We start from the raw sequence: 25473 nt of genomic DNA on the forward strand, positions 1-25473 counted from the left end.
AATGCAAGGGGAGAGCTTGTAAATATTGTTAATTGACAAAGAATGAGTGTTTACAAGTGGATGGATAGTATATTATGAAATATAACATTATCTTTGCTGCTTATTTAATAGAAAAGAGTAAATGATCGATTTCAATGTAATACCATCTCCTTGTTATGTGATGGAAGAGAAACTGCTCCGTAATAATCTGTCACTTATTAAGAGTGTGAAGGAGCGGGCAGGAGTGAATATAATTCTTGCATTCAAAGCATTCGCTTTATGGAAATCTTTTCCGATCGTTCGTGAATATATACCGTATTCAACAGCCAGTTCGAAGTTTGAAGCACAGTTGGCTTTTGAAGAAATGGGAAGTCCGGCTCATACATATTCACCGGCTTATACAGAAGCTGATTTTCCTGCCATATTGAAATATAGCAGTCATATAACTTTCAACTCGTTGTCTCAGTTCGAACGTTTTTATCCGATGGTAAAAGCGGATGGGAATCGTGTCTCATGCGGCTTGCGTATCAATCCGGAATATTCGGATGTGGAAACAGAGTTGTATAATCCTTGTGCACCGGGTTCGAGAATGGGCGTTATTTCCGATCTTTTAGGAGATAAGTTGCCGGAAGGAGTGGAAGGGTTGCATTTCCATACACTTTGTGAATCTTCTTCATATGATCTGGAAAAAACATTAGGGGAAGTGGAAAAACGTTTCGCTCGTTTTTTACCACATATCAAATGGTTGAATATGGGAGGCGGACATTTGATGACACGTAAAGGATACGATACGGAACATCTGATAGCTTTACTTCAGTCTTTCAAGGCTAAGTATCCTAATTTAGAGATTATTATGGAGCCAGGAAGTGCTTTTGCCTGGCAAACGGGATTCCTGTTGACTACTGTGGTGGATATCGTAGAGAATCATGGTATAAAAACTGCTATTATCGATGCTTCATTTACCTGCCATATGCCGGACTGTCTGGAAATGCCGTATAAACCGGCTATCCGTAATGCCACTGACGCGGTCGAAGGGAAACCGACTTATCGTATCGGCGGAAACAGTTGTCTGAGTGGTGATTATATGGGCGACTGGTCGTTTGAGGAACCGTTGAAAATAGGTGATAAGATCATTTTTGAAGATATGATCCATTATACGATCGTAAAGACATCCATGTTCAATGGTATCCCGCATCCGTCATTGGCTCTTTGGAGCAAAGACGACGAATTAATAATATACAGGACATTTGGTTATGAGGATTATAAAGGGAGAAACAGTTGACAGGTGATAGTTGACAGTTGACAGATTTTGGATAACTTTCCACTGTCAACTGTCAACTGTCTACTAAAAAAGTTGTAACTTAGCGGTCTCATTCTAAGCAGAAATAAATTAAGCGGATTAATATATGGGTATTTTTAGCTTTTTCAGTAAAGAAAAAAAGGAAACTTTAGACAAAGGGTTATCTAAGACCAAAGAAAATGTTTTTTCTAAAATCACCAGGGCTATTGCCGGTAAGAGCAAAGTCGATGATGAAGTGTTGGATAATTTGGAAGAGGTACTTATCACTTCTGATGTCGGTGTAGATACAACGTTGAAGATCATCGAGCGTATCGAGAAACGTGTGGCCCGGGATAAGTATGTGACTACCCAGGAACTGACAACGTTATTGCGGGATGAAATCGCAACTCTGCTGACCGAGAATAATACGGAAGATGCCGAAAGCTTTACTGTGCCGGAAGATAAAAAGCCCTATGTAATCATGGTTGTCGGAGTAAACGGAGTAGGTAAGACCACGACAATCGGAAAACTCGCTTATCAGTTCAAGAAAGCAGGAAAGAACGTTTATTTGGGAGCTGCCGATACATTTCGTGCAGCAGCAGTGGAACAGCTGGTTATATGGAGTGAACGTGTGGGTGTTCCTATCGTAAAACAAAAAATGGGTTCTGACCCTGCATCAGTGGCATTCGATACACTTAGCTCAGCTAAAGCGAATGGTGCCGATGTTGTTATTATAGATACGGCAGGCCGTTTGCATAATAAGATAAATCTGATGAATGAGCTGACTAAGATCAAAAATGTGATGAAGAAGGTCATTCCTGATGCTCCGCATGAAGTTCTGTTGGTGCTGGATGGTTCTACAGGGCAGAATGCTTTTGAACAAGCCAAACAATTTACTGCTGCTACGGAAGTAAATGCACTGGCAGTCACAAAATTGGACGGAACAGCTAAAGGAGGTGTGGTAATAGGCATTTCCGATCACTTCCGTATCCCGGTGAAATATATTGGTTTGGGTGAAGGTATGGAAGATCTGCAGGTCTTTAATAAAAAGGAATTTGTCAATTCATTATTTGGAGAATAACTTTTGAAAAAGAATAAAGTAGATATAATAACGCTTGGTTGTTCGAAGAATCTGGTCGATTCGGAACAGCTGATGCGTCAGTTTGTAGTGAATGGTTATACGGTCGAACATGATCCTCATAAAATAAACGGAGAGATCGTGGTTGTAAATACCTGCGGTTTTATTGGCGATGCCCAGGAAGAGTCGATCAATATGATTTTGGAATTGGGTGAAGCCAAGAAAAAAGGAAAGATCGGCCAACTATATGTCATGGGATGCCTTACGGAACGATTCCTGGAGGAAATGAAGCAGGAGCTGCCTGAAGTGGATCGTTTTTACGGCAAATTTAACTGGAAACAGCTTCTGTCCGATATTGGCAAATCCTACCATCGTGAACTGGCTTCCGACCGTGTGTTGACAACTCCGAAGCATTATGCCTTTCTGAAGATTGCGGAAGGATGTAACCGTACTTGTTCATATTGCGCGATCCCTATCAGTACCGGACATTATCAATCTCTTCCGATGGAACAGATCGAAGAGGAAGTTCGTTTGCTTGTAGCCCAGGGTGTAAAAGAGTTTCAGGTGATAGCACAGGATCTGACCTATTATGGACTGGACTTATATAAAAGGTATGCGCTGCCGGAGTTGGTCGAGCGTATTTCCGATATTCCTGGTGTAGAATGGATCCGTCTGCATTACGGTTATCCTTCCCATTTTCCTTATGACCTGTTGCGGGTGATGCGTGAGCGTGATAATGTCTGCAAATATCTGGATATAGCCTTGCAGCATATCAGCGATCCTATGTTGAAAATGATGCGTCGTAATATAACGAAAGAAGAAACATATGCCTTGCTGGAACGTATCCGTAAAGAGGTGCCGGGCATTCATCTTCGTACAACCTTGATGGTCGGTCATCCGGGAGAAACGGAACAGGACTTTGAAGAGCTGGTCGAATTTGTGAAGAAAGCACGTTTTGAACGTATGGGAGCTTTCGCTTACAGCCACGAAGAAGGCACTTATTCTTTCAAAAATTATACGGATGATGTTCCGTCTGAAGTGAAACAGGAACGTCTGGATTATTTGATGCGGATACAAGAACGTATCTCAGCCGAGATAAATGAAGAAAAAGTAGGCCGGACTTTTAAAATAATACTTGATCGGGAGGATGAAGATTATTATGTCGGACGTACCGAATTCGACTCACCCGAGGTTGACCCGGAAATCCTTGTTTTTAAAGAACAATCGCTGAATCCGGGAGATTTTTATAACGTAAATATCGAAGAATCACAGGCTTTTGACCTTTACGGAAAAGTGTTGCTTTGATATAAAAACCATTAATAAGTTTGTCTGTTTACAAAAAAATAACTAATATCGCTGCTGAATCTATTGATGAAGCAAGTATGAAAAACAAAGAACTGATAACAGAGTTGTCTGCAAAATTAGGATGGACTTCACAGGAGGTGACAGAAATGTTGTCTGCTTTTGGAGCTGTGGTCGGTTCGAAGTTGATGGATAATGATGCTGTCTATTTACAGGGATTTGGTCTGTTTGAAATCAAAAAGAAGGCAGAGCGTATATCTGTAAATCCGGCAACAGGAAAGCGTTATCTGGTGCCTCCGAAGCTAGTGCCTGTTTTCAAGCCCGGGGCAACCATTAAATCTAAACTAAAAGAATTGAGCGACAATGAATAGTCGGCTAACGATACAAGACCTGGCTGGTTTACTCGCCGAGCGTACCGGAAAGGAAAGGAGTAGCTCTGAGCAATTCCTCCGGGAGTTTATTACAATCGTATCACAGGGTGTTTTCACAGATAAAATAGCCAAAGTGAAGGGATTGGGAACCTTTAAAATTGTTTTGGTAGAAAAACGGGAAAGTATTCATGTGAATACAGGAGAGCGTTTTACAATTCCGGCACATTATAAGTTCTCTTTTCTGCCTGATAAGGAGTTGCGTGAATTGGTAAATAAGCCATTTTCCTTCTTCGAGACGGAAGAACTGAATGAGGGTGTTGATTTTACGGATCTGGATATATCGAAGGAGGTTGAAGATAAAGAAATTGAAGACGAGTCGGTTGAAGAGATACTTCCTTCTTCTGTTCCGGATGAAACAGAAGAAGTAGTCGAGTCTGATTTACAAACTGCAGAGATTGTAGAAAATAAGACGGAAGAAATAGCTGATGAATCCATTGAACAGGAACCGGCCGAAATAAAAGAAGCGGAAGAACCTGTTCCTGAAGAACCCCAGGAGAGTGTAGAGGAGCCTGCTGAGACGGAACAGTCGGAGCCCGAAACTGAAAAGGCTGCAGAAGAACCGACTGAACAGTCAGAAGAAGAAACACAGCAACCATCTATAGCAACTGATTTTAGTGAAACGGATTACCAGTTTGAAGACGAAGAATCGGCTCCGTCCCATTGGGTGAGAGTCTGGGTTTCGGTTGGTGTCGTAGCCCTGGTTGCCGTGGCAAGTTTCTTTTTGTATCAGAATCGTAGCTTCTTCCTGGGACCGGAAATACCGAAAACCTCTTCATTGGTTGGTAATTCCTTGCCGGGTTCGGCAGTTGCTTCCCCCGATACTGTTCAAATAGAAAATACAGACGAAGTCATTGCTGTGGAAGAAGAGAAGCCGGATACAGTTTCTACCGTATCTCCGGAACAAACAACTGAACCTGCTACGCAAACGCCTAAGGTTTTGGCTAAAGTGAAAATAGAGCCTGGAAGCCGGTTGACTTTGATTTCCCTTGAATATTATGGAAGTAAGATCTTTTGGGTTTACTTGTATGAGTTCAATAAATCGGTGATCAAAGATCCTAACAACGTTCCGGTAGGCACTGAAATACAAGTCCCTGCTCCGGAAGTATACGGTATAGACAGATATAGTCGTGCTTCCGTAGATAAAGCAGCGGCACGTCAGACAGAAATACTGAGCGGAAATTTGTAACTAAAAATCCACCTTTTTAAGTAAAATAAAACAAAATAGTTATCGTTGGGTTAGTATTATTTAACTGCAAAAGTGAAGGATACGAATTTAACATTTCTAATTTTGTGCAACCATAAAAACAAGCAGAAACAATAAACAATATAAATAGGAAAATCTATGAGTCAGACAGTAGACATTCGTGAGTTGAATGAACGGATTGAGAGTAAAAGTTCGTTCGTAAACATGATTACGATGGGCATGGACCAGGTAATTGTAGGACAGAAGCATTTGGTGGAATCTTTATTGATCGGTCTGCTTTCAGATGGGCATATCCTTCTTGAAGGTGTACCCGGTTTGGCTAAGACCTTGGCCATTAAAACATTGTCTTCACTGATCGATGCAAAATACAGTCGAATACAGTTTACACCGGACTTGCTGCCGGCCGACGTGATCGGTACTATGATTTATAGTCAGAAAAGCGAAGAATTTCAGGTAAAACAAGGCCCGGTCTTCGCTAATTTTGTGTTGGCGGATGAAATTAACCGTGCACCGGCTAAAGTTCAGAGTGCACTTTTGGAAGCCATGCAGGAACGCCAGGTGACAATCAGCGAAAATACGTATAAACTGCCGGAACCGTTCCTGGTAATGGCTACGCAGAACCCGATCGAGCAGGAAGGTACTTATCCGCTGCCGGAAGCGCAGGTCGACCGTTTCATGATGAAAGTGATCATTAACTATCCGAAGAAAGAGGAAGAAAAGTTGATCATTCGTCAGAATATCTCCGGCGTGAAACCGGACATCAAACCGATCCTGACAAAGAATGAAATTTTGGAAGCCCGTAAAGTGGTCCGCGAAGTATATTTGGACGAAAAGATCGAACGATATATCGTCGATATCGTATTTGCTACCCGTTTCCCGCAGGAACATGGTTTGGCAAATCTGTCTAACATGATTTCTTTCGGTGCATCTCCCCGTGCTTCTATCAATCTGGCACTCGCTGCACGCGCTTACGCATTCATCAAACGCCGAGGTTATGTGATTCCTGAAGATATCCGTGCCGTGTGTCATGACGTGATGCGTCACCGTATCGGTTTGAGTTATGAAGCGGAAGCCAATAATTTGACATCAGAGGAGGTTATCAGCGAAATCCTTAATAAGGTAGAAGTACCTTAATTTTAATCCCATCCGGGTGAAAAATAAATTTCTCCCGGATGAAAATTGATTTTCTCCCGAAAGGAATCTTTTTTCCGTTCGGAAGAAATAAGAGATACAGTGATTAAATAATTAAAAGGATTACGATGGAAACAAGTGAACTATTAAAGAAAGTCCGGCGAATCGAGATAAAGACCCGTGGCTTGTCGCGCAATATTTTTGCAGGACAATACCATTCGGCGTTTAAAGGTCGTGGTATGGCGTTCAGTGAAGTTCGCGAATACCAGTACGGCGATGATATCCGCGATATCGACTGGAATGTGACGGCTCGTTATGTTCGCCCTTACGTAAAGGTGTTTGAAGAAGAGCGAGAGCTGACCGTGATGTTGCTGATCGACGTGTCGGGTAGTAGAGACTTTGGTTCCGTGAACGTAATGAAGAAAGAGGTGATTACCGAGATTGCTGCTACACTGGCGTTTTCTGCCATACAGAACAACGATAAGATCGGTGTGGTGTTCTTCTCTGACAAAATAGAGAAATTTATCCCTCCGCAGAAAGGGAAAAAGCATATTCTTTATATCATTCGCGAACTAATTGATTTCAAACCTCAGGATACGAAGACCGATATCGGTCAGGTTCTGAAATTCCTGACCAACGCCATTAAGAAACGTTGTACGACATTTCTGATATCCGATTTTATCGATAAGGAAGGTTTCAAGGACGCCCTGACGATTGCCAACCGCAAACATGACGTGGTGGCTATCCAGGTATATGACCGTCGGGAAACTGAATTGCCGTCTGTCGGACTGATGAAAATAAAAGATGCTGAAACAGGAGCAGAACGCTGGATCGACAGTTCTTCTGCCCGTGTCCGTGAAGCCTATAAGGAATGGTGGGACCGTCGGCAGGCAGCGATGAGCGATTCGTTCAAGAAATGCCGTGTCGATTCAGTGTCTATTCGTACGGAAGATGATTATGTGAAAGCATTGATTGCTCTTTTTGATAAACGTAGTTAAGCATGCAAAAGAAAATTATGAATAAAGGCTTTCTGTTTCTGCTTCTGATTCTGCTGGTGGGAGGGAAGATGTTTGCGCAGCGGACACTGATCGATGTGAAGCTCGACTCGGCTGCCATTCTGATCGGGGAACAGACGGTTTTACATTTGACGGTTACAACAGATAAGGATAAATCGGTTCAGATTGTGATCCCCAATGATACGCTGATGCGTGGGGTAGAGGTTCTGAGCCTTTCCAAAGCGGACTCGTCGGTGATAGAGAATGACCGCTTGCTCATCAAGCAGGATATTTTGGTTACTTCGTTCGATTCGTCTTTGTATTTATTGCCGCCGTTCAAAGTGATCGACGGGGTGGATACGGTTTATTCCAATCAGGTAGCCCTGAAAGTTTCGACCATTCCTGTGAATGTGGACAAACCGGAAGAGTTCTATGATATAAAGGATATCTGGAAGCCACCTTTCGTACTGGCTGATTATTATCCGATTATCTATGGGATTTTACTGGCTCTTTTCCTGATTTGCGTGATTGCTTATATCATCAAACGTATACGCAACAAGCAATCTCTTATCCCATTCAAGAAGCCGGAACCGAAACTTCCGCCTCATGAACAGGCTATCAAGGAACTGGATGAGATCAAACAGCAGAAACTATGGCAGCAGGGACGCAGCAAGGAATACTATACACTGATTACTGAAACATTACGTCGCTATATTGTCGATCGTTTCGACATCAATGCGATGGAAATGACTTCCGGTGAAATTTTGGATATCATCCGCAAGCAGCATGAAGCTGATTCCGTATACGAAAATCTGAAACAGATATTGAACCTGTCTGATTTCGTGAAATTCGCTAAAATGAATCCGCTCCCTGATGAGAATGACCTGAGTATGGTAAATGCATACTTGTTTATTAATCAGACGAAGATTGAAGAAGTTGTCACTCCTGAGGCTGCAGAGGCCGAAGAAAAGGCAACAGAAACAAACGATTCTAATATAACAAAAGAATAAAATGGTATTTGCAAATCCTACATATCTGTATTTGTTATTGCTGCTTATCCCGATGATAGGATGGTATATCTGGAAGCTCTGCAAAAGTCAGGCTAGTTTGCAGGTATCTTCTTCGGAAGCATTCGATGCACCGGGGGCAACTTCGTGGAAAGTGTATCTGCGGCATGTCCCTTTTGTCCTGAGAATGGCAGCAATAGCTGTACTTATTATTATATTGGCACGTCCGCAGTCGACGAATAGCTGGCAGAACACTTCTACGGAAGGTATCGACATTGTCATGGCGATGGATATTTCCAGTAGTATGTTAGCACAGGACTTTAAGCCGAACCGTCTGGAAGCATCCAAAGATGTGGCAGCTTCCTTCATCAACGGTCGTCCGAACGATAACATCGGACTGGTGGTTTTTGCGGCTGAAAGTTTTACGCAATGTCCGCTTACAACCGACCATACCGTGCTGTTGAATCTGTTCAAGGATATCCAACCGGGTATTATCCAGGATGGAACAGCGATCGGTTTGGGACTGGCAAATTCGGTAAGTCGTATCAAAGACAGCCAGGCTAAATCGAAAGTGATCATCTTGCTTACCGACGGTGTGAACAATGCCGGCGAGATCGCCCCTGTTACGGCAGCTGAAATTGCCAAGACATTCGGTATACGTATTTATGCGATCGGGGTGGGGACACAAGGTTCTGCTCCTTATCCTTTCCAGACCGCATTCGGCGTACAATATCAGAATATTCCTGTCGAGATCGACGAACCGACTTTGAAGCAGATCGCAGCAACGACCGGCGGACAGTATTTCCGTGCAACGGATAATACAAGTCTGAAGGAAATCTATTCTGAGATCGACAAGATGGAAAAGACCAAGATCAGTGTACAGCAATACAGCAAGAAACAGGAAGAATATAAGAACTGGGCTTTGCTGTTATTCGCTTTGCTTTTGGTTGAGATTTTATTGAGAAATACATTGTTAAGAAATATACCGTAAATAGAAAGGCTTATGTTTCGTTTTGCACATCCGGACTTTTTGTACTTGCTTTTCATCCTTCCGGTACTCATTGCATTTTATGTCTATGCAATGATTCTGAAGAAAAAAGCAATAAAGAAATATGGTAATCCCGAATTATTGGCAGAGTTGATGCCGGAGGTTTCTCCCAAGCGTCAGCATCTGAAGTTTTGGCTATTGTTCGGAGCCATCACAATGGTTATCTTTGTTATTGCCGGGCCGCAGTTCGGCTCCAAGTTGGAAACTGTAAAACGGCAGGGTGTGGAGATCATGGTCTGTCTGGACGTGTCCAACTCCATGCTGGCAGAAGATGTTTCGCCCAACCGATTGGATAAAGCTAAACAGATGCTGTCGAAACTGACGGATGGATTTAAAGATGACAAGATGGGACTGATCGTTTTTGCCGGTGATGCTTTCACACAGCTTCCGATCACTTCCGATTATATTTCAGCCAAGATGTTCCTTTCGTCTATCAATCCGTCGATGGTTTCGACACAGGGCACGGCAATCGGATCGGCTATCAACCTGGCGATGCGCTCGTTTACTCCGAGTGAGACATCCGATAAAACGATAATCCTGATCACTGACGGTGAGAACCATGAAGACGATGCGGTGAAAGCGGCTACAGCAGCTGCAGAAAAGAATATCCATGTAAATATTGTCGGTATGGGTGACCCGAAAGGTTCGCCGATCCCTGTAGCAGGAGCCAACAATTATATGAAGGATAAAGACGGCAATGTCGTTATCACGAAGTTGAACGAACAGATGTGCCAGGAAATTGCTGCTGCAGGTAATGGCATGTATGTACGTGCGGATAATACCAACTCAGCATTGAAGGCATTGCAGAAAGAGATAGAGAAGATGAATAAATCGGAACTCGACAGCAAAGTCTATTCCGAATATAACGAACAATTTCAGACACTGGCATGGATCGTACTGATCCTGTTGATAGCAGACTTCCTTACATTAGACAGGAAGAATCGTATTTTCAGAAAAGTAAAATTGTTCTCTTTAATTTTCCTGTTTTGCTCGGGAGCGATGTATGCCCAGAAGGCTGAACGTAAGAATGTACGGGAAGGAAACAAGTTGTACAGCAACGAGAAGTTTACCGAATCGGAAATCGCTTACCGTAAAAGCTTGGAGGTAAATCCCCGTTCTGTTGAAGGTACTTACAACCTGGGAAATGCTTTATATAAACAGAAAAAGTTTCCGGAAGCAGCCGAGCAATATCAGTTGCTGACCGGACAGGCAGAGAAGATGGTCGAAACAGAAGAGGGGAAAGCCCGTCTTGCCGGTGTCTTCCATAATTTGGGTGATATCAGTATGCAGAGTAAAGAATATGCCAAGAGCGTGGAAGCATTCAAACAATCCCTGCGTCTGAATCCGCAGGATGATGAGACCCGCTACAATCTGGCATTGGCACAGAAGTTGCTCGAAGATCAGCAAAATCAGGATCAGGATCAAAACCAGGATCAGCAGAACGAGGATAAAAAAGAAGATCAGGAAAATAAAGATGATCAACAGCAACAAGACCAGCAGCAACAGCAGCAGGATGACCAAAAAGAAAATAAGACTCAGCAAGAACAGCAGCAGAATGAACAAATGAGTCAGGACAACGCTCAGCAGATGTTGGATGCATTCCTGCAAGACGAAAAGAATACGCAGGAAAAAGTGAAGAAGGCACAGGCCCAACAACAGCAGCGTCGTAAAACAGATAAAGAGTGGTAATAGATACAGAAAACAGAAAAAACAACAATATAATGAGAAAATTAGCTTTCTTATTCGTTCTCTTTCTAACAGCCGGGATGATGGCAAAGGCCGCTGACGTGACCTTTAAAGCTGTCGCTCCGAGTGCTGTTGTGATGGGGCAACAATTCAGATTAGCATACACCGTAAATGCAGAAGCGAAGGCCAGCGATCTTCGTATACCTGAACTTGCGGATTTTGATGTCCTGATGGGACCTTCTACTTCCAGTAGTATGAGTACTCAGATTATCAACGGAAATGTATCATCTGAGACGGCATTCACATTTACTTATATCCTGATGCCTAAAAAGGAAGGTACATTCAATATCGGGGCAGCATCCATAAAAGTAAAAGGAGCGAATTATACATCCAATGCGCTAAGCATTAATGTGCTTCCTCCTGATAAGGCAGCAGAAGCAGCCGGTGGTACTGGTTCCGGACAGTCCGCTTCCATAGGAAAAGACGATTATTTTGTAAGGATGGAAGTTTCCGACCGTAGTGTGTATGAGCAGGAAGGTTTTTTGGTGACGTTCAAATTGTATGCAGCGCGTATGTGCGGATTGGATAATGCTAAATTCCCGGAATTTGAAGGTTTCCTGGCACAAGAGATCGAGCAACCGGATCCACAATGGATACAAGCACATTATAATGGTCGTAATTATTTTACCGTTGTTTTGAAACAAACGGTTCTTTATCCGCAGCGTTCCGGAAAACTTACTATAGAAAGCGGGAAATTCGATGCTGTTATTCGTGTTCCGACCCAGCGGAAAATACGTAGTATCTTTGATGACTTTGCCGATACGTATGATAATGTAAAGAAAATATTGGTTTCAAGTCCTGTTACGATCGATGTGAAAGCGTTGCCATCGGGAAAACCGGCTTCATTCTCTGGCGCAGTGGGTAATTTCACCATGACATCGGACATTAATTCCAATAATGTAAAAACAAATGATGCGGTAACGATCAAACTGAAAATTACAGGTAACGGTAATATCAAACTGATAAAGAATCCGGAAGTTGTCTTCCCGAACGATTTCGATATTTTCGATCCGAAAGTAGAAACAGACGTGAAAACGACAGCAGCCGGAGTCAGTGGTAGCAAAACGATCGAATACATGGCTATTCCTCGTTATGCCGGCGATTTTGAAATACCGGCTATCTCTTTCTCTTATTTCGACCCTAAATCTGCCACTTATAAAACATTGAAATCGGAACCTTATAAATTGCATGTAGAGCAGGGCGAAGGAGGAAGCAGCAGCTCTCCGGTCGTTTCAAACTTCAGTAACAAGGAAAGTGTGAAGTATCTGGGCAAAGATATTCGTTTCTTGAAAGTAAAAGACTTCAATTTCGTTGCCAATAACGACATCTTCTTCGGATCGTTCATGTATTACATGTGCTATCTCGTTCCGGCAATTTTGTTCATAGTCTTTTTCTTCATTTACCGCAAGCAGGTGAAAGAGAATTCCAATATCGCATTAGTCCGTACCAAAAAGGCCAATAAGATCGCTGTAAAGAGATTGAAGAACGCCGGTAAGCTGATGAAGGAAAACAAGAAAGAAGAGTTCTACGATGAAGTTCTACGTGCTTTGTGGGGATATCTGAGTGATAAACTCAATATATCTCAGGCAAGCCTTACCAAGGACAATGTCGAGACCGAGTTGACCAGATATGGCGTGGATGAAGCCTTGATAAACGAATTTATGGATATTCTGAATACCTGCGAGTTTGCCCGTTATGCACCGGCACAGGCTTCGGATGCTATGGATAAATTATATGAGTTAACCGTAGATGCCATTGGTAAGATGGAGAATACAATTAAAAAGCAATAAAATGAAGACGAGTATAAAGATGAAAAAAATATTGTTTTTTCTATTGATTCAGTGTCTGGCATTAACAGCTTATGCGCAGGATGCAGCGATCAAAGAAGCTGAAGCTGCATATACGAAAGAGGATTATGGAAAGGCAATCGAATTATATGAAGGGATACTGAAAAGTAATGGCGATTCTCCTGAGATATTCTATAATTTGGGAAACGCCTATTATAAAGCAGGTAAGATAGCCTCTGCTATCTTGAATTACGAACGGGCACTTGCCTTGGATCCGGGTGACAGCGATGTCCGCTTTAACCTGCAGATGGCGCGTCAGAAGACAGTTGACAAAATTGAACCTGTTGACGGATTTTTCCTGTCCAGATGGTTTGATTCTATCCAGAATATGGGGGCAGCCGACTCATGGGCTAAAACAGGAATTGTTTGCTTCATTCTGTTTATCGGGTGTTTGATCTTATTTTTCTTTTCAAAGCAGATTCGCTTGAAGAAGGTCGGTTTCTATTTGGGAGTATTGCTTCTGTTGTGTGTGATCATTTCAAACATTTTTGCAAGAAACCAGAAGAATGAGCTTGTAAACCGTACACATGCTATCGTTTTTGCTCCAACGGTGACTGTGAAAAGTTCTCCTGATGCAAGTGGCACTGATTTGTTCATTTTGCACGAAGGAACAAAAGTCTCTGTAAAAAGTACATTGGGCGAATGGAGCGAAATTGCATTGGAAGACGGAAATGTTGGCTGGATGCCGACTAAAGATATTGAAACAATCTGATGGTAGAAAAAATATTAGCTTACGAACGAGATTTGTTCTTCATGCTTAACGGCAGCGATTCTCCTTTTCTTGACCGCTTTATGTGGTTGTTTTCAGGAAAGGCAGTTTGGCTGCCGTTAGCAGCTTTTATATTGATCGTATTGCTGTATAAAAAGAAATGGAAAGAGTCCATTCTGATCCTGTTGGGTATAGTGCTTGTTGTCACTCTTTGTGACCAGTTTGCTTCTCATGTGTGTAAACCCATTTTTACCCGTTTCCGTCCGACTCATCATCCGGACTTTATGGATCAGGTGAAAACTGTTTTTGATTACCGGGGAGGTAGATATGGTTTTATTTCCAGCCATGCGGCAAATGCATTTGGTTTTGCAACCTATATGTCGTTGCTTTTCCGCTACCGCTTATTTACATGGACTATTTTCCTTTGGGCAGCTCTTACTGCTTATACACGCGTTTATCTGGGAGTTCATTTTATATCAGATATCGTACCGGGAGCCATCGCCGGAGTCTTTTTCGGTTGGTTGGTATATTGGCTGTATGTAAAAGTGCATCCGGTCGTTACCGGTTCGGACGGGAAAGTCAGCGCCATCTATTCAGACAGCCGGAAACGTATTATTGTGTATGCTATATTTATCACAACCTTGCTAATCGCCATCTTTAATGTACCTTTAGCAGGCTGGTTAAGATAAAGTTAATTTGTAGCAGAGTTTTGTACATGTCGTAAAGCATGTTTGTTTATGAGCTGATTTTAACTAAATAATTTGTGGCTCTGATATATATTGTTTAAGTTAGTGCCATAAATAATTAACCGAAGTATTAACCTTCAAAATAAAGGAACCATGACAAAGACAATCACTTTTAATGAATTGCGCAGAATTAAAGACCGTTTGCCTGACGGTAGTACTCATCGTATCGCAGATGAGTTAGGTTTAGCAGTTGAAACTGTCCGTAATTATTTTGGTGGATATAATTATAAAGATGGTAAAAGCTGTGGGATACACATCGAACCGGGTCCTGATGGCGGTTTGGTAGTATTAGATGACACAACAATATTTGAACGTGCTTTACAGATACTGGCAGAAACAGAAGGCGTATCGGAAGCACAACAGGCGTAAAGAAATTTACAGTACATAAAAAATCCCATAGCTGACTGAACAAAAACGCTGTGGGATTTTTTTATTAATATACATTTTCCGATTGTTTAATCTATAAAAACACACCAGTATGGAAGATAAATTAGTAACATTGGCTATTCACACGTTCGAGAAAGCACAAATCCTGAAAACAATACTTGAGACGGAAGGAATTGAAGTTTATATACATAATGTAAATCAGATTCAACCGGTTGTTTCAGCAGGTGTTCGTGTGAGAATTAAGGAGAGTGATCTGCCCCATGCCTTGCGCATTATTGAGGACAGCAAATGGCTTAGTGAGGATGCTCCGGAAGAAGTTGCAGCCCAGCAGGTAAAGAAGATCCTGATCCCGGTTGATTTTTCTGATTATTCCATTAAGGCTTGTGAGCTGGGTATCAATTATGCTTATCATGCAGGTGCAGAAGTCATGATCATGCATGCCTATTTCAGTCCCTATTTCCCTTCGGCAATTCCTATGGGAGATACACTGGCTTACCAGGTGAATGAAGAAGAGTCTGTACAGAATGTGTTGAAACGTGTACAGATCGATATGGAAAATATCTGTACTTTGATCAACCGTAAAATACAGTCTGGCGAATTACCGAAAGTAAAATATAATTATATACTTCGGGAAGGCTTGCCTGAAGAAGAAATTTTGGCTTATTGCAAAGAATATCATCCAACGCTTATTGTCATGGGTACGCGTGGAAAGAGCCAGAAAGAAATGGATCTGATCGGCAGTGTCACAGGTGAAGTAATCGAGGTTAATAAGGTTCCGGTTCTGGCTATTCCTGAAAACGTACGGTTCAATGATTTAAGCGAAGCCAAGAATATCGCATTTGCAACTTCTTTCAATCAGCGTGACCTGGTAGCTTTCGACGAGTTTATGGAATTAGTGAAAGGATATGATATTCAGATTCACCTGTTCAATATATCGACCAGTAAAAATGAATGGAATGAAATACGTTTAACGGGTGTCCGTGAATATTTCCAAAAACAATATCCGGATGCGAATATCACTTATTCAGTATTGGCTGACGGTGATTTATTACTGGCTATTGAAAAGTTCGTGCGTGACGAGCAGATCGATGTAATAGCATTAAGCACATATCGCCGGAATATCCTGGCGCGTATGTTCAATCCGTCTATAGCACGTAAGATGTTGTTCCATACAGATACGCCATTGCTGGTGATGCATGCTTAAAAAAGGACATAGGTTTATATCTATGAAAGATTTTTTTGTACAATAGTTGATTTTTTGTTGCTCATGAACTAATTATTTATATTTTTGTGCTTCGATTTAATAATAAAGAAAATCAAAAGTAAAATGAAAGAGTTAGTAGACAAAATCAATGTAGCAATTGAAGAGTTTAGCACAAATGCTAAAGCACAGGTTGAAAATGGTAACAAGGCAGCAGGTACACGTGCTCGCAAGGCTTCTTTGGAACTAGAGAAGTTGCTGAAAGAATTTAGAAAAGCATCTATCGAAGCATCTAAATAGAATTTTATTTCAGTTATAGGAAAGGTGGTTATCTGTTTATGGTAATCACCTTTTTCGTTTTATGAATATCAATCACTCCGAATATCTGTTTCGAAAAAAGACATTATGCATATGAACAATGTGAATTTAAGATTGTTAGATGAAAGATAAAACAATATTAATCAATCTAAAAGAATAGAAAGTATGATACCTAACACTGAATTGGAAAATGGTAAAGTAGAATTGATCCGTGAAATACTTGATATCAACGATATGCACGATATCGACTTGCTTAAAGAATACAATAAAGAACTGACCGATTCTTTAAGTATACAGGAAGTCGCCTCAGGCATGGAAAGTACCGACTGAAAACTCTTCCCTTTTTATAAATAATGATCATACAAAAAACGCAATCTGAAAATAGGTTGCGTTTTTTGTATAGATACACCAAATAGTTACGTAGCATCCCGCCGGGTGTTGCGCAGCTTTTTGTGTGTCTAAGAGTACCTTTTCCCTCTTCGAGAGGGGGCAGGGGGTGTGTAAGTTTTGAATTGTTAATGTGCGTAAAAAAAGGAAAGAGAGAGTATGAAAAATGAAGCAAAAATAAAAAAGAATGATTTTGAGCAATCAAATGAAATTCAAAACGATAGGAGAAGAATGAAAATCTCTTTCTTACCGAGAAAGAGAGCGGGTATCAAAATGCTTGAAAAACTAGCATTATTGGGCGCTAAAGTAGCAACTTTTAACGACAGGAGCAACGTTTTAGGGTACTTATTTGATACAATTTATTAAAGTTAAAATATGTCTACTCCATAAGCCTAATGCGAAAACGTATTTTTATTGCATCTAACTGGCTGTAAAACAGCAGTTAATGAGAGGGATCAAAATTGGCTCTCTTTCTCGGTAAGAAAGAGAGAGTTGAAAAAGTCGGAAAACTCATAAATGATGTAGTGAAAAAAGGTAAACGGAATGGGACATATAGGCAGTAAATTACAAAAACAAGGAGTTCTTATAGTACTCTTTACATTGGTATTAATAAACGCAAGTTGCGATGGACACATCGACAATTCAGCTGTGAATCCGACGGATGAAAAGAAGGTAGAAGTCAGCATGGCTATCGGCTTTGCCGACGAAGCTGATGCCTGTAATCTGTCTGCCTCTACCAAGGCAAATGCAAAAGGGAAAGGCGCATTCGATGTGGAGTTGGTTCCGACAGCGACAACCCGTGCGGATGCGGCTAAACCGGATAAACTCTATAGGCTGGAGATTCGTCAATACAAACAAAATGGCGAATGTTATACCGGCAGTGGTCAAGATCCTACCGATCGGGAAATCGGTAAACGTCTTACTGTGTCATTGACGAAAGATGCCGACTGTCAGCTAGTTTTTGTTGCCTGGGGAAAAGATAGTCCAAAGTTGTTAGGAAAAATAGCTCTTTCCGAAGCACAGGAAATATCAATCGATGCAGCTACAATCAATGCTATTTCCACGGCTGATATGTCTCAAATGCCTTACGTTCTCCATCTGAAACATGTCAATGTGACAAGTGGAGGTAAGATTACCAGTCCCGATGGTGAAGATGTCCGCATCCTTCTCAAACGACTGGCTACCCGATTAAATATTTTCTGGAATTATAATGTGCCTAATTATGACTTGAAGCAGATCATCCTGCAAAGTATCCCTCGTAATTATAAGGTAGTACCAGCTCCTGATGAAAAGAGCATGAATACAACATACCCTTCAGTTATGGATCAATATATGGATATTCAGTTGACAGACGCTCAGATAAGTGCAGCCGATAAAAGTTGTTCCTGCTGGGTTCCTGCTAACGTGCGTGGTATCAACACCGTCTCCAACGGTCCGCAATATCGTATCAAGGAGAATGCGCCGGTGGGTAGTTCTTACGTTAGTTTTATTGCAGCTAATACCTCGGATGGAAAAAAGAAACTCAACTATCGCGTCTACTTGGGAGGAAAAGATTATTCCGATTACAATCTGAATGAAAATACGGACTATAGCTATAAGATCAGTTTCAACCATACCGGTTTGCCAGTCGACGACAAACGCGTGACGATTATCGACCCTATACCGGCTTCAGACAACAATGAGAATTTCGTCCCGACCGCCAACTGTTTCATGGTGGCTCCCGGTGGTGCGTTCTGTTTCAATCCTTACAAATATTATGTCAATGGAAGTATCTCCGAGAATGAATTATTGAAAGGATGGTGCGCTTCCAGTAAAATCAAATCAGTAAAAGTTTTGTGGCAAACGAAAGAGAACGGCGACGTAGGCGACCCGGTACTGGGAGTAGTCAACTCTTTGGACGACCATACGAATATCGTCGACCTAAAAGATGGAGACGATTTCGACAAAGCGCGTATCTATTGTCGTGTCGCCCCGAATACCACCGGAGGAAGTGGTTTGATAGCTGCTTATGATGGTGATAATGGAACAGGCAATATCCTTTGGAGCTGGCATGTTTGGGTGACGGATTACAATCCAGACCCAAGAGGTTCGAATAATGTATTAACTCCGGAGAATAGGCGGAAACAGGTTTACAAATTGAATGGAACTAGCCAATTACCAATGATGGATCGTAATCTAGGAGCTGTAGCCGGTTATTTGACTGTCCCCCAATTGGAACAGGACCGTTCCAAAGCAAATGGTTTCATGTATCAATGGGGCAGAAAAGATATGTTCCGGAGCAGTTATACAATAAAGTTCATACCCTCAATAGATGTTCCAGAAGTGATAGAATCCCCATTAGATGGTGTATTAAGTTGTTATCGGGGTGATGGTATCACTTTTGCATCCTTGACTTTCGATTTCAAGAATAGCGTAACTTATGAAGTAGCTTATAAAAATCCGGAGATACTATATAAACCGTCAGGTAATTTTTCATGGACATCACAGCGTAATAATGATTACTATAACTCATGGGGAATGGAAGGAGATAAAGGTTTACACGATCCATGTCCGGTAGGCTGGAGAGTTTGTAAGAAAGAGGATTTCTATCCATTATATACTCAGGCAAACACCAACGGAAGATTAAATATAGTAGCTGGAAGTAATGTAAATAACGATGGGGGATATTTAATATCTTATAATGAAGATGATAGAACGCAAGGGTCTTATTTTAGATTACCAGGTTACTGGATGGGGAATGTCTTTGGGTATATAGGAACATTCGGTTATTATTGGACTCGTGATAATGGCAAGGGCTCTGGAGGATATAATGGGAATAGTGGATACCCTCTGCGTTTAAAAACGGCGGATACAAACTGGAACATGAAAGTGGGAGGCGTTGAACAGGAGGCTCTTTTAGTCCGTTGCATCCAGGAGCGGGAGTAACAAGATAAATAACACCCGGCGTAAGTTGGACTCAAAACAAGATATAAGATCCTCCCCGGACCTGCCAGCAACCGGGGCAAACGAGTTCTTTGACATGATGAGATTGATAAAAGGAGGGGAGTAATACCTATCCGGATAGCGATTGATAAATTTGCTTATAAAATAGTGACAAATATTCTACATCGTATGAAAATAAAAGTATATATTTGTCGCACGTCCAATATCGGATGTACAAAACTATTTAGCTATGAGTAAGTTTATCAATCCCTTTTCAGATTTCGGGTTCAAGAAAATCTTTGGAAGTGAAGTCAGCAAAGACTTAATTATCAGTTTCCTGAATGGAGTCCTCCACGAAGAAGTAATTGTAAACATCACCTTTCGTAATGTCGAATTACTCGGCATGAAACAAGAACAGGGTAAGGTCGTATTCGACATCTTTTGCGAGAATGAGAAAGGCGAAATCTTCGTGGTCGAAATGCAAAAAGCCCGTCAGAAGTTCTTTTCCGACCGTATCCTTTACTACGCTTCGTTCGCTATCCAGCAACAAACGATGATTGCCCGTGAAAAGACGAAGAAGGGTAAGAAGAAAGGTGACAAGAAACAATGGGAGTATAATATAAATAAGGTATACATAGTCTGTATCCTTAATTATGTAATGGATAAAAGTCATCCTGCGAAATACCGCTGGGACGTGGTGCGTATGGAGCGTGAACTGAAGATACCTTTCAGCGAAACGTTGAACGAAGTGTATCTTGAGATGCCGAAATTTGTATTACCTTTGTCGGAGTGTAAGAGCATTTATTTGAAATGGCTGTATGTCTTAAATAATATCGATATAATGGAACGTCTACCGGAAGAACTGAACAATCAAATCTTCAAGAAGCTTAAAAGCATCGTGGAGATTGAACGTATGTCAGCCAACGAACGTTTGGAATACGAACTGAGCATGGCTGCCGAACGTGATATGCTTGGCGCCCTTGATGCCAAGTATGAAGATGGTTTGGAAGAAGGTGAAGTGAAAGGTATTAAGAAAGGACGAGAAGAAGAGCGTAAAGAAATCGCAACTAACCTGAAGTCATTAGGTATGTCTCTTACAGATATAGCAAAAGCAACCGGTCTGACTTCTGACGAGATCGAACAACTCTAAAACATCCCCCTGAAATTTATCAATCGCATCTGTAAACTATAACAGATGCACCTAATAGTTACGCAGCATCCTGCCGGGTGTTGCGCAGCTTTTTTGTGTGTCTAAGAGTACCTTTTCCCCTCTTTGAGAGGGGGCAGGGGGTGTGTAAATTTCGAATTGTTAATGTGCGTAAAAAAAGGAAAGAGAGAATATGAAAAATGAAGCAAAAATAGAAAAGAATGATTTTGAGCAATCAAATGAAATTCAAAAGGATAGAAGAAGAATGAAAATCTCTTTCTTACGGAGAAAGAGAGCGGGTATCAAAATGCTTGAAAAATCAGCGTTATCGGGTGCTAAAGTAGCAACTTTTAACGACAGGGGCAATGTTTCAGGGTACATATTTGATACAATTTATTAAAGTTAAAATATGCTTACTCCATAAGCCTAGTGCGGAAACGTACTTTTATTGCATCTAACTAGCTGTAAAACAGTAGTTAGTGAGAGGGCCCAAAAATTGCTCTCTTTCTCCGTAAGAAAGAGAGAGTTGAAAAAGTCGGAAAACTCACAAATGATGTAGTAAAAAAAGGTAAATGGAATGGGACGTATAGGCAGTAATTTACAAAAACGAAGAGTTATTATGGCACTCTTGACACTAGTATTAATGAACACAGCTTGCGACGAACGTATCGACACTCCGGCGGTGAATCCGTCGAAAGAAAAGCTGGTCGAAGTCAGCATGACTATCGGCTTTGCCGACGAAGCCGATGCCTGCAATCTGTCCGCTTCTACCAAGGCAAATACAAACGTAAAAGGGAAAGGCGCATTCGATGTGGAGTTGGTTCCGACAGCGGCAACCCGTGCGGATGCATCAGTGAAACCGAATCAACTCTATAAACTAGAGATTCGTCAATATAAGCGGAATGGCGAATGTTATACCAGTAGTGGTCAAGATCCTACCGATCAGGAAATCGGAAAACGTCTTACTGTGTCATTGACAAAAGATACCGATTGTCAGCTAGTCTTTGTTGCCTGGGGAAAAGACAGTCCGAAGTCGTTAGGGAAAATAGCTCTTTCCGAAGCGCAGGGAATATCAATTGGTGCAGATACAATCAATGTGATTACACCGACTGATATGTCTCAAATGCCTTACGCCCTCCATCTGAAACATGTCAATGTGACAAGTGAAGGCAAGATTACCAGTCCTGACGGTGAAGATGTCCGTATCCTTCTCAAACGACTGGCTACCCGATTAAAAATTTCCTGGGATTATAAGGTGCCTAATTATGAATTGATACAGATTATCCTACAAAGTATCCCCCGTAATTATAAGGTAGTACCAGCTCCCGATGAAAAGAGCATGAATACATACCCTTCAGTTATGGATCAATACATGGATATCCAATTGACAGATGATCAAGTAAGTGTAACCGATAAAAGCTACTCCTGCTGGGTTCCCGCCAACGTGCGTGGTATCAACACCGTCTCCAACGGTCCGCAATATCGTATTAAGGAGAATGCTCCCGTGGGTAGTTCTTACGTCAGTTTTATTGCGGCTAATACCTCGGATGGAAAGAAGAAACTCAACTATCGCATTTACCTGGGAGGCAAAGATTATTCCGATTACAATCTGAATGAAAATACGGACTATAATTATAATATTAATTTCAACCATATCGGCCTGCCGGTGGATGATAAACGTGTGACGGTCATCGACCCGATACCGGCATCCGAAAACAATGAGAATTTTGTCCCGACAGCTAATTGTTTCATGGTGGCTCCCGGTGGTGCATTTTGCTTTGATCCGTTTGCTTTCCAACAGAATGGAAAGATGATAACTAACAGTACATTGAAAGGCTGGTCAGATTCCGAAGGCGGTATTGCTTACGTCAAACTGCTTTGGCAGACGAAAGAGAACGGAGATATCGGTGATCCGGTAATGGGTGTCGCAAATTCCAGTACCGACCATACTAACATTGTAGATATTCTGAAAAATGATGGGAGTAAAGTCACTTCAGGTAATTCTTTGACTGATGCCGGTCTAGGTCGCATCTATTGCCGTGTCGCTCCAAATACAACCGGAGGTAGCGGAGCTATAGCAGCATGCAATACTAGCGGAAATATACTTTGGAGCTGGCATGTCTGGGTAACCGATTACAATCCGGATTCAAAAGGAAATATAGATGTACAGATACCGGAAAACAAAAGGAAACAAAAATACACTTTTGGGAATATTGAACAGTTACCCATGATGGATCGTAATTTGGGTGCAATAGCTGGTTACAACTATGTACCAGCCACTGAGTTGGAACGTTCAAAAGCAAATGGTTTCCATTATCAGTGGGGACGTAAAGATCCGTTTCGGAGCAGTTATTCGAATAAAAAGATACCCCGTATTACTGCACCTACGATAAATGAACCAATTGAAGGTTTATTGAGTCTGTACAAAGAAGACGGTGTTACTTTTTATCCAATGAAAACAATAGCTGAAACTCCAAGTTATCGAACTGCGTATAAAACACCTCAATATCTTTATAAAAAAGGGGACAAATATGTTGGATGGATAGATCAACAGAACTCAGAGGAATATCTTAATTCATGGGGAGAAAATGGTGATAAGGGAATCCATGATCCTTGCCCTGCCGGATGGAGAGTTTGTAGTTATAAGAATTTTTATTCTTTGTTTCAAAGTCAACCAGAAGATAAAAAAAACACATCAATTAATGTTGTGCAAGAATCAGATTTATCAGAAGATGGTGGTGCTCTTATTTTTTATGATCAAAACAAGACATTAAAATCTTACTTCAGATTTACAGGATATTGGGAGCATAGTAATGAATTTACAGGAATAAATACTAAGTATTATGCATGGGGAAGAGAGTTAAACAGGAGAAATCCGTCCACAGGAGCAGATGGCTGGTATTTGTATTTTCAAATAGTTTCAGGATCTGTGAATTCAATATCTAGTGCAGGATATGAGCGTGAAGCTCTTTTAATCCGCTGTATCCAGGAACAAAAATAGTGTCCGGGAGTAACCTTTTCGACTCTTTGAGAGGGGCAGGGGGGAATAAATAAAGGTCCTCCCCGGACCTGCCAGCAACCGGGGCAAACGAGTTCTTTGACATGATGAGATTGATAAAAGGAGGGGGAGTAATACCTATCCGGATAGTGATTGATATATTTGCTTATAAAATAGTGACAAATATTTTACATCGTATGAAAATAAAAGTATACATTTGTCGCACGTTCAATAACGGACGGACAAAACTATTTTACTATGAGTAAGTTTATCAATCCCTTTTCAGATTTCGGGTTTAAGAAAATCTTTGGAAGTGAAGTCAGCAAAGACTTAATCATCAGTTTCCTGAATGGAGTCCTCCACGAAGAAGTAATCGTAAACATCACCTTTCGTAATGTCGAATTGCTCGGTATGAAACAAGAGCAGGGTAAGGTCGTATTCGACATCTTCTGTGAAAATGAGAAAGGTGAAATCTTTGTTGTTGAGATGCAAAAAGCCCGTCAGAAGTTCTTTTCCGACCGTATCCTTTACTACGCTTCGTTCGCTATCCAGCAACAAACAATGATTGCCCGTGAAAAGACGAAGAAGAGTAAGAAGAAAGGTGACAAGAAACAATGGGAGTATAATATAAATAAGGTATACATAGTCTGTATCCTTAATTATGTAATGGATAAAAGTTATCCTGAGAAATATCGCTGGGACGTGGTGCGCATGGAGCGTGAACTGAAGATACCTTTTAGCGAAACGTTGAACGAAGTGTATCTTGAGATGCCGAAATTTGTATTACCTTTGTCGGAGTGTAAGAGCATTTATTTGAAATGGCTGTATGTCTTAAATAATATCGATATAATGGAACGTCTACCGGAAGAACTGAACAATCAAATCTTCAAGAAGCTTAAAAGCATCGTGGAGATTGAACGTATGTCGGCCAACGAACGTTTGGAATACGAACTGAGCATGGCCGCCGAACGTGATATGCTTGGCGCCCTTGATGCTAAATATGAAGATGGACGTGAAGATGAGCGTAAAGAAATCGCAACTAACCTGAAGTCATTAGGTATGTCTCTTACAGATATAGCAAAAGTAACCGGTCTGACTTCTGACGAGATCGAACAACTCTAAAACATCCCCCTGAAATTTATCAATCGCATCTGTAAACTATATCAGATGCACCGAATAGTTACGCAGCATCCTGCCGGGTGTTGCGCAGCTTTTTTGTGTGTCTAAGAGTACCTTTTCCCCTCTTTGAGAGGGGGCAGGGGGTGTGTAAATATTGAATTGTTAATGTGCGTAAAAAAAGGAAAGAGAGAATATGAAAAATGAAGCCAAAATAAAAAAGAATGATTTTGAGCAATCAAATGAAATTCAAACGGATAGAAGAGGAATGAAAATCTCTTTCTTACGGAGAAAGAGAGCGGGTATCAAAATGCTTGAAAAACCAGCGTTATCGGGTGCTAAAGTAGCAACTTTTAACGACAGGGGCAATGTTTCAGGGTACATATTTGATACAATTTATTAAAGTTAAAATATGCTTACTCCATAAGCCTAGTGCGGAAACGTACTTTTATTGCATCTAACTGGCTGTAAAACAGCAGTTAGTGAGAGTGGCTA

Annotated in this window: 24 protein-coding genes and 1 pseudogene; all 25 read left to right on the top strand. The window is 41.3% G+C overall.

Annotation, left to right across the window (positions count from 1 at the left end):
- Window positions 1–121 precede the first annotated feature (121 nt).
- Complete coding sequence (nspC, locus tag P3L47_RS16625) at window positions 122–1261, top strand: carboxynorspermidine decarboxylase (RefSeq protein ID WP_277781490.1); 1140 nt, start codon at window positions 122–124, stop codon at window positions 1259–1261.
- A gap of 124 nt (window positions 1262–1385) precedes the next feature.
- On the top strand, window positions 1386–2339 hold the full coding sequence (ftsY, locus tag P3L47_RS16630; RefSeq protein ID WP_122359900.1) for a signal recognition particle-docking protein FtsY: 954 nt from the start codon (window positions 1386–1388) through the stop codon (window positions 2337–2339).
- Window positions 2340–2342: 3 nt separating this feature from the next.
- On the top strand, window positions 2343–3641 hold the full coding sequence (rimO, locus tag P3L47_RS16635) for a 30S ribosomal protein S12 methylthiotransferase RimO (RefSeq protein ID WP_277781491.1): 1299 nt from the start codon (window positions 2343–2345) through the stop codon (window positions 3639–3641).
- A 77-nt stretch (window positions 3642–3718) separates the two neighbouring features.
- Window positions 3719–4009 (top strand): HU family DNA-binding protein, encoded by a 291-nt coding sequence (locus P3L47_RS16640; RefSeq protein WP_122360483.1) that lies wholly within the window; start codon window positions 3719–3721, stop codon window positions 4007–4009.
- On the top strand, window positions 4002–5255 hold the full coding sequence (locus P3L47_RS16645; protein WP_277781492.1) for an HU family DNA-binding protein: 1254 nt from the start codon (window positions 4002–4004) through the stop codon (window positions 5253–5255). The genes P3L47_RS16640 and P3L47_RS16645 overlap by 8 nt, the downstream gene beginning before the upstream one ends.
- Window positions 5256–5411: 156 nt before the next feature.
- Window positions 5412–6407, top strand: a complete 996-nt coding sequence (locus P3L47_RS16650) for an AAA family ATPase (protein WP_122359903.1) — start codon at window positions 5412–5414, stop codon at window positions 6405–6407.
- A 125-nt stretch (window positions 6408–6532) separates the two neighbouring features.
- Window positions 6533–7402, top strand: a complete 870-nt coding sequence (locus P3L47_RS16655; protein ID WP_122359904.1) for a DUF58 domain-containing protein — start codon at window positions 6533–6535, stop codon at window positions 7400–7402.
- A 2-nt stretch (window positions 7403–7404) separates the two neighbouring features.
- Window positions 7405–8409: a hypothetical protein gene (locus tag P3L47_RS16660; RefSeq protein ID WP_277781493.1), complete on the top strand. Its 1005-nt coding sequence runs from the start codon at window positions 7405–7407 to the stop codon at window positions 8407–8409.
- Window position 8410: 1 nt separating this feature from the next.
- Window positions 8411–9397: a vWA domain-containing protein gene (locus P3L47_RS16665; protein WP_122359906.1), complete on the top strand. Its 987-nt coding sequence runs from the start codon at window positions 8411–8413 to the stop codon at window positions 9395–9397.
- Window positions 9398–9409: 12 nt separating this feature from the next.
- Window positions 9410–10426 (top strand): annotated as a pseudogene (locus tag P3L47_RS16670) (vWA domain-containing protein); the annotation flags it as partial.
- A 27-nt stretch (window positions 10427–10453) separates the two neighbouring features.
- Window positions 10454–11143: a tetratricopeptide repeat protein gene (locus tag P3L47_RS16675; RefSeq protein ID WP_199715388.1), complete on the top strand. Its 690-nt coding sequence runs from the start codon at window positions 10454–10456 to the stop codon at window positions 11141–11143.
- A 32-nt stretch (window positions 11144–11175) separates the two neighbouring features.
- Window positions 11176–12990 (top strand): BatD family protein, encoded by a 1815-nt coding sequence (locus P3L47_RS16680; RefSeq protein ID WP_277781494.1) that lies wholly within the window; start codon window positions 11176–11178, stop codon window positions 12988–12990.
- 1 nt (window position 12991) lies between these two features.
- The gene (locus P3L47_RS16685) at window positions 12992–13759 is read left to right on the top strand and encodes a tetratricopeptide repeat protein (RefSeq protein WP_122359909.1); all 768 of its coding nucleotides are present in this window, start codon (window positions 12992–12994) and stop codon (window positions 13757–13759) included.
- Window positions 13759–14445: a phosphatase PAP2 family protein gene (locus tag P3L47_RS16690; protein ID WP_277781495.1), complete on the top strand. Its 687-nt coding sequence runs from the start codon at window positions 13759–13761 to the stop codon at window positions 14443–14445. Before P3L47_RS16685 ends, P3L47_RS16690 begins: the two co-directional genes overlap by 1 nt.
- A 150-nt stretch (window positions 14446–14595) precedes the next feature.
- On the top strand, window positions 14596–14871 hold the full coding sequence (locus P3L47_RS16695; RefSeq protein WP_122359911.1) for a DNA-binding protein: 276 nt from the start codon (window positions 14596–14598) through the stop codon (window positions 14869–14871).
- A 109-nt stretch (window positions 14872–14980) separates the two neighbouring features.
- On the top strand, window positions 14981–16093 hold the full coding sequence (locus P3L47_RS16700; RefSeq protein ID WP_122359912.1) for a universal stress protein: 1113 nt from the start codon (window positions 14981–14983) through the stop codon (window positions 16091–16093).
- A 123-nt stretch (window positions 16094–16216) separates the two neighbouring features.
- Window positions 16217–16390, top strand: coding sequence for a histone H1 (locus P3L47_RS16705; RefSeq protein WP_122359913.1), 174 nt, complete (start codon window positions 16217–16219; stop codon window positions 16388–16390).
- A gap of 183 nt (window positions 16391–16573) precedes the next feature.
- Entirely contained in the window at window positions 16574–16738 is a 165-nt protein-coding gene (locus P3L47_RS16710) for a hypothetical protein (RefSeq protein WP_199715338.1), read from the top strand.
- Between the two features lie 216 nt (window positions 16739–16954).
- Window positions 16955–17161 carry a hypothetical protein gene (locus tag P3L47_RS16715; RefSeq protein ID WP_122359914.1) on the top strand — a complete coding sequence of 69 codons (207 nt, stop codon included), beginning with the start codon at window positions 16955–16957 and terminating at the stop codon, window positions 17159–17161.
- A 177-nt stretch (window positions 17162–17338) separates the two neighbouring features.
- On the top strand, window positions 17339–19720 hold the full coding sequence (locus tag P3L47_RS16720) for a DUF4906 domain-containing protein (RefSeq protein WP_277781496.1): 2382 nt from the start codon (window positions 17339–17341) through the stop codon (window positions 19718–19720).
- A gap of 247 nt (window positions 19721–19967) precedes the next feature.
- The gene (locus tag P3L47_RS16725) at window positions 19968–20867 is read left to right on the top strand and encodes an Rpn family recombination-promoting nuclease/putative transposase (protein WP_277781497.1); all 900 of its coding nucleotides are present in this window, start codon (window positions 19968–19970) and stop codon (window positions 20865–20867) included.
- A 190-nt stretch (window positions 20868–21057) separates the two neighbouring features.
- On the top strand, window positions 21058–21264 hold the full coding sequence (locus P3L47_RS16730; RefSeq protein WP_277781498.1) for a hypothetical protein: 207 nt from the start codon (window positions 21058–21060) through the stop codon (window positions 21262–21264).
- 219 nt (window positions 21265–21483) lie between these two features.
- A complete protein-coding gene (locus P3L47_RS16735) occupies window positions 21484–23865 on the top strand; it encodes a DUF4906 domain-containing protein (RefSeq protein WP_277781499.1) in 2382 nt (793 codons plus the stop codon).
- A 255-nt stretch (window positions 23866–24120) separates the two neighbouring features.
- On the top strand, window positions 24121–24984 hold the full coding sequence (locus P3L47_RS16740; RefSeq protein ID WP_277781500.1) for an Rpn family recombination-promoting nuclease/putative transposase: 864 nt from the start codon (window positions 24121–24123) through the stop codon (window positions 24982–24984).
- 190 nt (window positions 24985–25174) lie between these two features.
- Window positions 25175–25381, top strand: coding sequence for a hypothetical protein (locus tag P3L47_RS16745; protein WP_277781501.1), 207 nt, complete (start codon window positions 25175–25177; stop codon window positions 25379–25381).
- The last annotated feature ends 92 nt before the right edge of the window (window positions 25382–25473 follow it).

Source organism: Parabacteroides chongii, assembly GCF_029581355.1.
GTDB lineage: Bacteria > Bacteroidota > Bacteroidia > Bacteroidales > Tannerellaceae > Parabacteroides > Parabacteroides chongii.